Annotated in this window: 9 protein-coding genes; 3 read left to right on the plus strand and 6 right to left on the minus strand. The window is 69.7% G+C overall.

The annotated features are described in order from the left end of the window. The coding region (dapC, locus tag ACILQS_RS13945) for a succinyldiaminopimelate transaminase (RefSeq protein ID WP_395640735.1) at positions 1-1,057 on the minus strand (1,057 nt) is incomplete at its 3' end. 14 nt (positions 1,058-1,071) lie between these two features. After that, on the minus strand, positions 1,072-1,392 hold the full coding sequence (gene fdxA, locus ACILQS_RS13950) for a ferredoxin (RefSeq protein WP_395640736.1): 321 nt from the start codon (positions 1,390-1,392) through the stop codon (positions 1,072-1,074). Between the two features lie 55 nt (positions 1,393-1,447). Between fdxA and efeU the strand changes: the two genes are divergently transcribed. Genes efeU through efeB form a run of 3 tightly spaced genes read left to right on the plus strand, consistent with a single transcriptional unit; the run spans position 1,448 to position 4,837 of the window. After that, positions 1,448-2,356 (plus strand): iron uptake transporter permease EfeU, encoded by a 909-nt coding sequence (gene efeU / locus ACILQS_RS13955; RefSeq protein WP_395640737.1) that lies wholly within the window; start codon positions 1,448-1,450, stop codon positions 2,354-2,356. Further along, positions 2,353-3,564, plus strand: coding sequence for an iron uptake system protein EfeO (gene efeO, locus ACILQS_RS13960; protein WP_395640738.1), 1,212 nt, complete (start codon positions 2,353-2,355; stop codon positions 3,562-3,564). The genes efeU and efeO overlap by 4 nt, the downstream gene beginning before the upstream one ends. Positions 3,565-3,568: 4 nt before the next feature. Beyond that, a complete protein-coding gene (efeB, locus tag ACILQS_RS13965) occupies positions 3,569-4,837 on the plus strand; it encodes an iron uptake transporter deferrochelatase/peroxidase subunit (protein ID WP_395640739.1) in 1,269 nt (422 codons plus the stop codon). Here the strand turns inward: efeB and ACILQS_RS13970 are convergent. From ACILQS_RS13970 to typA, 4 genes are all read right to left on the minus strand, one after another. Beyond that, positions 4,801-5,205, minus strand: a complete 405-nt coding sequence (locus tag ACILQS_RS13970; protein ID WP_395640740.1) for a hypothetical protein — start codon at positions 5,203-5,205, stop codon at positions 4,801-4,803. The genes efeB and ACILQS_RS13970 overlap by 37 nt on opposite strands. Next, positions 5,202-5,648, minus strand: coding sequence for a hypothetical protein (locus ACILQS_RS13975; RefSeq protein ID WP_395640741.1), 447 nt, complete (start codon positions 5,646-5,648; stop codon positions 5,202-5,204). Before ACILQS_RS13975 ends, ACILQS_RS13970 begins: the two co-directional genes overlap by 4 nt. Next, positions 5,645-6,112 (minus strand): hypothetical protein, encoded by a 468-nt coding sequence (locus ACILQS_RS13980; RefSeq protein ID WP_395640742.1) that lies wholly within the window; start codon positions 6,110-6,112, stop codon positions 5,645-5,647. Before ACILQS_RS13980 ends, ACILQS_RS13975 begins: the two co-directional genes overlap by 4 nt. Positions 6,113-6,196: 84 nt before the next feature. Next, positions 6,197-8,101 carry a translational GTPase TypA gene (gene typA / locus ACILQS_RS13985; protein WP_395640743.1) on the minus strand — a complete coding sequence of 635 codons (1,905 nt, stop codon included), beginning with the start codon at positions 8,099-8,101 and terminating at the stop codon, positions 6,197-6,199. Positions 8,102-8,199: the final 98 nt, after the last annotated feature.

Genomic DNA, 8,199 nt, shown 5'->3' on the forward strand with positions numbered 1-8,199 from the left:
CGATCCGCTCGTCGGTGGCGGTCAGTGAGAACCTGACGTGGTCGCCACTGGCCGCGCCGTAGAACGACCCGGGGGTGGCAAGGATGCCGAGATCGGCGAGGGCCGCGACGGTGGTCCAGCAGTCCTCCTCGCGGGTCGCCCAGAGGTACAGCCCGGCGCGGCTTCCGTCGATGCGGAAGCCCGCGCGTTCGAGGGCGCCGCGGAGGGCATGCCGACGCGCGCCGTAGCGGGCCTTCTGCTCCGCGACATGCGCGTCGTCGTCGAGCGCGACGGCCATCGCGTGCTGCACGGGGGCCGGCGGGATGAGGCCCGCGTGCTTGCGCGCCTCGAGGATCTCGCCGACCAGGTCGCTGCATCCGGCGATGAATCCAGCCCGGTAGCCGGCGAGGTTCGAGCGCTTCGACAGCGAGTGCACGGCGAGGGTGAGTCGGCGCGAGCCCTGCGTGACGTCGGGATGCAGGATCGACGGCGTCGCCTCGTCGCCCTCCCAATTCAGCTCCGTGTAGCACTCGTCGTTCGCGATGACGGCGCCGATCTCACGGGCCCGCACGACGGCGCGTCGGAGGAATGCGAGTCCGTGCACCGTGCCGTCGGGGTTGCCGGGGCTGTTGAGCCAGACCAGCCGCGTGTGCTCGGGCCAGTCGTCGGGGTCGTCGGCGGCGACGGGGTCGGCTCCGGCGATCCGCGCCCCGACCTCATAGGTCGGGTAGGCCACCGTGGGGAACACGACGGCGTCGCCCGCGCCGAGACCGAGCAGGGTCGGCAGCGTGGCGATGAACTCCTTGGAGCCGATCGTCGGGATCGTGTTCTCGACCCCGATCTCGACTCCGCGCCGGGCGTACCAGCCGACGATCGCGGCACGCAGCTCGGGGCTGCCCTGGGTGGCCGGGTACCCCGGCGCGTCGACGGCGGCGGCCAGGGCCTCCCGGATGAGTTGCGGGACGGGATCGACGGGCGACCCGATCGCGAGGTCGACGATCCCGTCGGCGTGCGCCGAAGCGGTCTGCCGGAACGGCAGCAGCGAATTCCAGGGGAAGTCGGGGAGCGCGAGGGGCACGAGCGGCCGCGCGGTCAGTGGGCCTGCGGCGGCAGCGCCGAGACGACCGGGTGATCGCCCGGGATGACGCCGATCTTGGCGGCGCCGCCGGGCGAGCCGACCTCGGCGAAGAACTCGACGTTGGCCGTGTAGTAGTCCGACCACTTGTCGGGCAGATCGTCTTCGTAGTAGATCGCTTCGACCGGGCAGACCGGTTCGCAGGCGCCGCAATCGACGCATTCGTCGGGCTGGATGTAGAGCATCCGGTCGCCCTCGTAGATGCAGTCGACGGGGCACTCGTCGATGCAGGCGCGGTCTTTGACATCCACGCACGGAAGAGCGATCACGTACGTCACCCCGCCAGTCTACGAAGTGCGACGCGGCCTGGCTGGTTAGGGTAGCCTTGCCAACATGCTCGCCACCTTCCTGATCGGTCTGCGCGAAGGGCTGGAGGCGGCTCTCGTCATCGGCATCGTCATCGCCTACCTGACCAAGACGGGCCGCCGTGCCGCGCTCCCGGCACTCTGGATCGGGGTCGTCGCGGCCATCGTGCTCTCGCTCGGGGTCGGCGCGGTGCTCACCTTCGGCGCCTACGGACTCAGTTTCGAAGCACAGGAGATCCTCGGCGGCTCGTTGTCGATCGTCGCGGTCGGTTTCGTCACCTGGATGATCTTCTGGATGGCGGCCACCGCCCCGAAACTCAAACACGATCTCGAGGAGGGCGTCGAGCACGCGATCACGCGCAGCGCCTGGGCGCTCGTGCTCCTCGCCTTCATCTCGGTCGCCCGAGAGGGAATCGAAACCGCGCTGTTCATCTGGGCCACCGCACGGCAGATCGGCGAGGCGCCGCTCGCGATCCTCGGCGCAGTGCTCGGCATCCTCACCGCCGTCGCTCTCGGCTGGCTCGTCACGCACGGGATGTTGCGGGTCAACCTCTCGCGCTTCTTCACCGTGACCGGGGCGGTGCTCATCGTCGTCGCCGGCGGCGTGCTCGCCTACGGCATCCACGATCTCCAGGAGGCGCGCGTGCTGCCGGGGCCGTTCGCTCCCCCGCCGTCCGGGACGCCGTTCCCCGGCTGGTACGGCGACAGCGCCTGGGCGTTCCGCATCGGCGAGGTCATCCCGCCCGACGGCCCGCTCGCCGCGGTGCTCAAGGGCACGATCGGCTTCTCACCCGAGATGACCTGGCTGGAGATCGGCGTCTGGGCCGCCTACCTGGCCGTCGTCGTCCCCCTGTTCCTCCGCGTCACGATCCGCGGCCGGGCGACGAAGCCTGCGCCCGCGTCAGAGCCTGCACCCACAACCCAGGGAGAGAAATGAAGAGACGAATCCCCACCGCCCTCGCGATCGTCGCGGTCGGCGGGCTGCTCGCCGGCTGCGTGCCGAACGCCCCGGCGGGAGCCGACGCGACGGTCATCGCGGTCGACAGCACCGCCGACGACTGCGTGCTCGACACCGCGACCGTGGCGAGCGGCACCGTGACCTTCACGGTCACCAACTCCGGCGACCGCATCACCGAGTTCTACCTCCTGGGGGAGGACGGACTCTCGATCGTCTCGGAGGTCGAGAACATCGCCCCCGGGTCGAGTCGCGACCTCACCGTCCTCGCGCAGCCCGGTAGCTACTTCACCGAATGCAAGCCCGGGATGATCGGGGCCGGGGTCGGCACGGCCGACTTCACCGTCACCGGCGACACCGTTCAGGTGGACGCCGACCAAGAGGAAGCCATCGCCGCCGCCGTCGCGTCGTACACGGCGTACACGAAGGACCAGGCCGCGCAGCTCGTGCCCGCCGTCGAGGAGTTCGTCGCCGCCTATCTCGCCGGCGACGACGACACCGCGCGCGCCCTCTTCGCCCCGACCCGGGTGAGCTACGAGCGCATCGAGCCGACCGCCGCCCAGTTCGGCGACCTCGATCCGGCGATCGACTACCGCAAGCCGGGCGCCGAGGCGGAGGGCATCCCGTTCACCGGCTTCCACCGCATCGAGATGGACCTCTGGATCGAGGCCGCACGCGAGAACTACCCGGGCGAGACCCTCGACCCGCTGGACGCGGCCGGGCGCGCGGAGGTCGGGAACAAGCTCGTCGCCGATGTGACCGAACTGTACGAGCTCGTGCACGCCGACGAGTTCGAGCTCTCGATCGCCGACATCACCAACGGCGCCATCGGGCTGCTCGACGAGGTCTCCGCCCCCGACGGCAAGCTGCCCGGAGAGGAGAACGAGTTCGCGCACACCGACCTGTCGGACTTCTTCGCCAACGTCGAAGGCGCCGAGGTGGCGTACCTCGCGGTGCGCGACATCGCAGCGTCCGCGGGAGAGGACGGAGAGGCGCTCGTCGCCGAACTCGACGAGCAGTTCGCCGCGATGAAGACCCTGTTGAACACCTACGGCGACTACGCCGCGGGCTTCGTCGACTACTCGACGGTGACGCAGGAGGAGCGCAACGAACTCGGCGCCCAGCTCAACGCGCTGTCGGAGCCGCTCTCGCAGCTGACCGGCACCGTGCTCGGGATCCCCGGAGAATAGACGGATGACGACGCGCACGCCGGGAGGCCCCACCCCGCAGGACGGGATCTCCCGGCGTGCCGCGCTCGGCATCCTCGGTGCCGGTACAGCCGGCGCCGGTTTCGCCGCCGGGGCCGCGACCACCGCCTCCTTCGCCACCCAGGCCTCGTCCGACGGCGACCCGCGGGACGCCTACCCGTTCTACGGCGAGCACCAGGCCGGCATCACGACCCCCGTGCAGGACCGCCTGCACTTCGCCGCCTTCGATCTGACGAGCACCGCGACCCGCGACGACCTCATCCAGTTGCTGAAGGACTGGACCGATGCCGCCGCGGCGATGACGCAGGGCCGCGAGGTCGGTGACGGCGCCGTGGACGGCGCGCCCCTCCTGCCACCCGACGACACCGGTGAGGCCCTCGGGCTCCCGCCGAGCGGGCTCACCATCACGATCGGCGTCGGGCCGACGCTGTTCGACGAGCGATTCGGACTCGCCGACCGCAAGCCCACCGACCTCGAGCCGCTGCCGCTCTTCGCGTTCGACCTCCTCGAGGAGTCGATCTCGGGCGGCGACCTGTGCGTTCAGGCCTGCGCGCACGACCCGCAGGTCGCCGTGCACGCCATCCGCAACCTCACCCGTCTCGCCTTCGGGACCGCGCGCATCCGCTGGAGCCAGCTCGGGTTCGGCCGCACCTCGTCGACCTCCACCCACCAGGCGACGCCGCGCAACCTGTTCGGCTTCAAAGACGGCACCGCCAACCTCAAGTCCGAAGAACCGGCGGCGGTCGACGAGTTCGTCTGGGTCGGCGACGAGGACCAGAACTGGATGTCGGGCGGCACCTACCTGGTCACCCGCAAGATCGTGATGACGATCGAGAACTGGGACCGCGTCTCGCTCGCCGAGCAGGAGGACATCGTCGGCCGGTCGAAGGGCGAGGGCGCGCCGCTCAGCGGCTCCGCCGAGTTCGACGACCCCGACTTCGAGCTCGGCACGACCGACGGCGGGAAGGTGATCCCCGTCGACTCCCACGTGCGGCTCGCGCACCCGACGACCTCGGGCACCCGCATCCTGCGCCGCGGCTACAACTTCGTCGACGGGTCCAACGCGCTCGGGCAACTGGACGCCGGCCTGTTCTTCATCTCGATGCAACGCTCCCCCGCGCAGTTCAGCGCCGTGCAGCGCTCCCTCGCGACCGACACGATGAACGAGTACATCCGTCACGTCTCGTCCGCGGTGTTCGCGATCCCCCCGGGCGCGACTCAGGGTTCGTACGTCGGCGCCGGCCTGTTCGACTGAGCGCCTGGTCGGCGGTCCGGCCAGCCGATGATGACGATCGCCAGCAGGGTCGGAGCGAGCACCCAGACGTAGCCCAACGGGTCGGTCTCCAGGTAGAGCGACCCGTTGGTGCCGGGCAGCACGAGGATGCCGGCGCCGACCAGCACCCCGGCCGCCGCCAGGATGGGCGACAGGCGTTCCGCGAACGCCAACCGCATCCCCGCGATCAGGGCGGCGACGATCGCGAGGCCACCGATGAGCCCGAGCGGGATCGTCGCCCCGCCGACCTCGACCAGGTACTGCCGGTGGGTGAAGGTCAGCACGAAGCCCATGGCCGCCCCGGTCGCGAACGCCAGGACGAGGGTGAAGCCGCGAGCGAGAGCGGTCACGACGCGCCCTGGGCGACGGTGTAGTTCGCCGTCCAGGCGTCGCCGACCTTCGCCAGCAGCACGTTCACCACCAGATCGTCCTTCGTGTAGGTGAGCGTGCCGCCCTCGTCGGTGACCCCGCCGACTCCGGGCGCGACGAACCCCGCACCCTCGAGCTGCGCGGCGATCGAGTCGGGCGCCGCCGGGTCGGCGACGTTGATCAGCACGTTCCACACACGCTCCCCACCGGGTCCGGTCACGGCCGAGCCGTTGACCACATCGCCCTCGGCGAGCGGAACCGCCGCCGGGAAGTCGGCGGGCACGGTGTTGCCGCCGAGGTCGACGTCTCCCCCGGTCTGGCTCTCGATGACGCCTTCGACGAGCGAGCACCCGCTGAGCACCGGCGCACCGACCAGCAGCGCTCCGACGAGGAGCAGAGCGACCGGGCGGACGCGGGCCGTCACTGCTGCACCTGCACCTGGTAGTGCACCAGCCAGCGGCCCTCGTCGTCCTCCTGCGACGCGACGATGATCACGATGTACTCCTCGGTCTCCCAGAAGATCTGGCTCTCGTTGCTGAAGCCGGCCGCCTCGAGCAGATCGGTCGCGCTGTTCGCCGTCGCCTCGTCGGCCGTGTAGATCGTCACGGTCCAGGCTTGGCCGTTCGAGACCGACATGGCCGGCCCGACCTCGCCCGGCACGAGCGGGACGTCGTCGACCGGGAAGTCCGGCGGCAGCGATCCGGACTCGAAGTCGATGCCGTCACCGGAACCCTCGACGATCTCCTCGACCAGTTCGTCTTCGACGGGGTCGGATCCGCCGCCGTCGGAGCCGGGGAGGCTCGGGAGTCCGAAGCATCCGGTGAGCGTCAGGGCGAGCGGGACGACCCCGAACGCGAACAGCCAGGGACGGTGGGTCTTCTTCAGCATGGGATGCTCCTCGCCTCGTTACCCGGGAGGATAGCGCTCCCGGTCGTCCATTCGACGTACCGGGAGCCCCACGAGGTTGACGGCTTAACCCTGCTTCTTCGACCGCGACAGGTTGCGCGCGCGCTGCGAGGCGACGAGCTCGACCTTGCGGATGCGCACGATCTCGGGGGTGACCTCGACGCACTCGTCCTCGCGGGCGAACTCGAGGCACTCCTCGAGGGTGAGCTCCCGCGACGGCGTCATCTTCTCGAAGTTGTCCGAGGTGGAGGAGCGGATGTTGGTGAGCTGCTTCTCCTTCGTGATGTTCACGTCCATGTCGTCGGCGCGCGAGTTCTCGCCGATGACCATGCCCTCGTAGACCTCCTGCGTGGGCTTGACGAAGAACGACATGCGCTCCTGCAGCTGCACGATCGCGTTCGGCGTCACCGCGCCGGCGCGGTCGGCGACGATCGACCCGTTGATGCGGGTGGTGATCGTGCCGGCCCACGGCTCGTAGCCGTGCGCGATCGCGTTGGCGATGCCGGTGCCGCGGGTGATCGTGAGGAACTCGGTGCGGAAGCCGATGAGCCCGCGCGACGGGACGATGAACTCCATCCGCACCCAGCCGGTGCCGTGGTTCGTCATCGTGTCCATGCGGCCCTTGCGCGCGGCGAGCAGCTGGGTGATCGCCCCGAGGTGCTCCTCCGGCGCGTCGATCGTCAGGTGCTCGAAGGGCTCATGGAGCTTGCCGTCGATCTCCTTGGTGACGACCTGCGGCTTGCCGACGGTCAGCTCGAAGCCTTCGCGGCGCATGTTCTCGACGAGGATCGCGAGAGCCAGCTCCCCGCGGCCCTGCACCTCCCAGGCATCCGGCTGACCGATGTCGACGACCCTCAGCGAGACGTTGCCGATCAGCTCACGGTCGAGGCGGTCCTTCACCATGCGACCGGTGAGCTTGTGACCCTTCACCTTCCCGACGAGCGGCGAGGTGTTCGTGCCGATCGTCATCGAGATCGCCGGGTCATCGACCGTGATCGCGGGCAGCGGACGGATGTCGTCGGGGTCGGCGATCGTCTCGCCGATCGTGATGTCGGGGAAACCGGCGATCGCGACGATGTCGCCCGCGGTCGCGCTCTCGGCCGGATAGCGCTCGAGCGCCCGGGTCAGCAGCAGCTCGGTGATCCGGGCCGTCGTGTGCGAGCCGTCGTGGCGCACCCAGGCGACGGTCTGGCCCTTCTTGATCGTTCCCGAGAAGACGCGCAGCAGCGCGATGCGCCCGAGGAACGGGCTCGCGTCGAGGTTGGTGACCCAGGCCTGCAGCGGCGCCTCGTCGTCGAACGACGGGGCCGGCACGTGCTTGAGAATCGCGTCGAACAGCGGCTCGAGGTCGTCGTTGTCGGGGAGCGTGCCGTTCTCGGGCTTGTTCCACGAGGCGGCGCCGTTGCGCCCCGACGCGTAGACGACCGGGAGGTCGAGCAGAGCGTCGACGTCGAGGTCGGGCAGATCGTCGTGGAGGTCGCTCGCGAGGTTGAGCAGCAGGTCGTGGCTCTCCTCGACGACGGCGTCGATGCGGGCATCCGGGCGGTCGGTCTTGTTGACCAGCAGGATGACGGGGAGCTTGGCCTCGAGCGCCTTGCGCAGCACGAAGCGGGTCTGCGGCAGCGGGCCCTCCGACGCGTCGACCAGCAGCACCACCCCGTCCACCATCGACAGGCCGCGCTCCACCTCGCCGCCGAAGTCGGCGTGACCCGGGGTGTCGATGACGTTGATCGTCACCGGGCCCTCGGTCGCGTGGATGCCCTTATAGGTGACCGCGGTGTTCTTCGCGAGGATCGTGATCCCCTTCTCGCGCTCCAGGTCGTTCGAGTCCATGGCTCGCTCTTCCATGTGCTCGTGCGAGCCGAACGAACCCGTCTGGCGCAGCATGGCGTCGACGAGCGTCGTCTTGCCGTGGTCGACGTGCGCCACGATGGCGACGTTCCTCAGGTCATTGCGACGTGCTTCGGACATACCTCTACCTCAGAATCATCTTGGGGGGAACCTCCCGAGTGTACCGGGGTTGAGATGGCAAGGCCGGCGATCGCTGAGGCAAGAGCGGGGACCCCTGC

This window comes from Pseudolysinimonas sp., assembly GCF_044239695.1.
In the GTDB taxonomy this organism is placed as follows: Bacteria; Actinomycetota; Actinomycetes; order Actinomycetales; family Microbacteriaceae; genus Pseudolysinimonas_A.

What these genes read in the sequence shown, in the direction of transcription:
- efeU (WP_395640737.1), top strand. Translation starts at nt 1,448, where the DNA reads ATGCTCGCCACCTTCCTGATCGGTCTGCGCGAAGGGCTGGAGGCGGCT.
- efeO (WP_395640738.1), top strand. Translation starts at nt 2,353, where the DNA reads ATGAAGAGACGAATCCCCACCGCCCTCGCGATCGTCGCGGTCGGCGGG.
- ACILQS_RS13980 (WP_395640742.1), bottom strand. Translation starts at nt 6,112, where the DNA reads ATGCTGAAGAAGACCCACCGTCCCTGGCTGTTCGCGTTCGGGGTCGTC.
- typA (WP_395640743.1), bottom strand. Translation starts at nt 8,101, where the DNA reads ATGTCCGAAGCACGTCGCAATGACCTGAGGAACGTCGCCATCGTGGCG.
- efeB (WP_395640739.1), top strand. Translation starts at nt 3,569, where the DNA reads ATGACGACGCGCACGCCGGGAGGCCCCACCCCGCAGGACGGGATCTCC.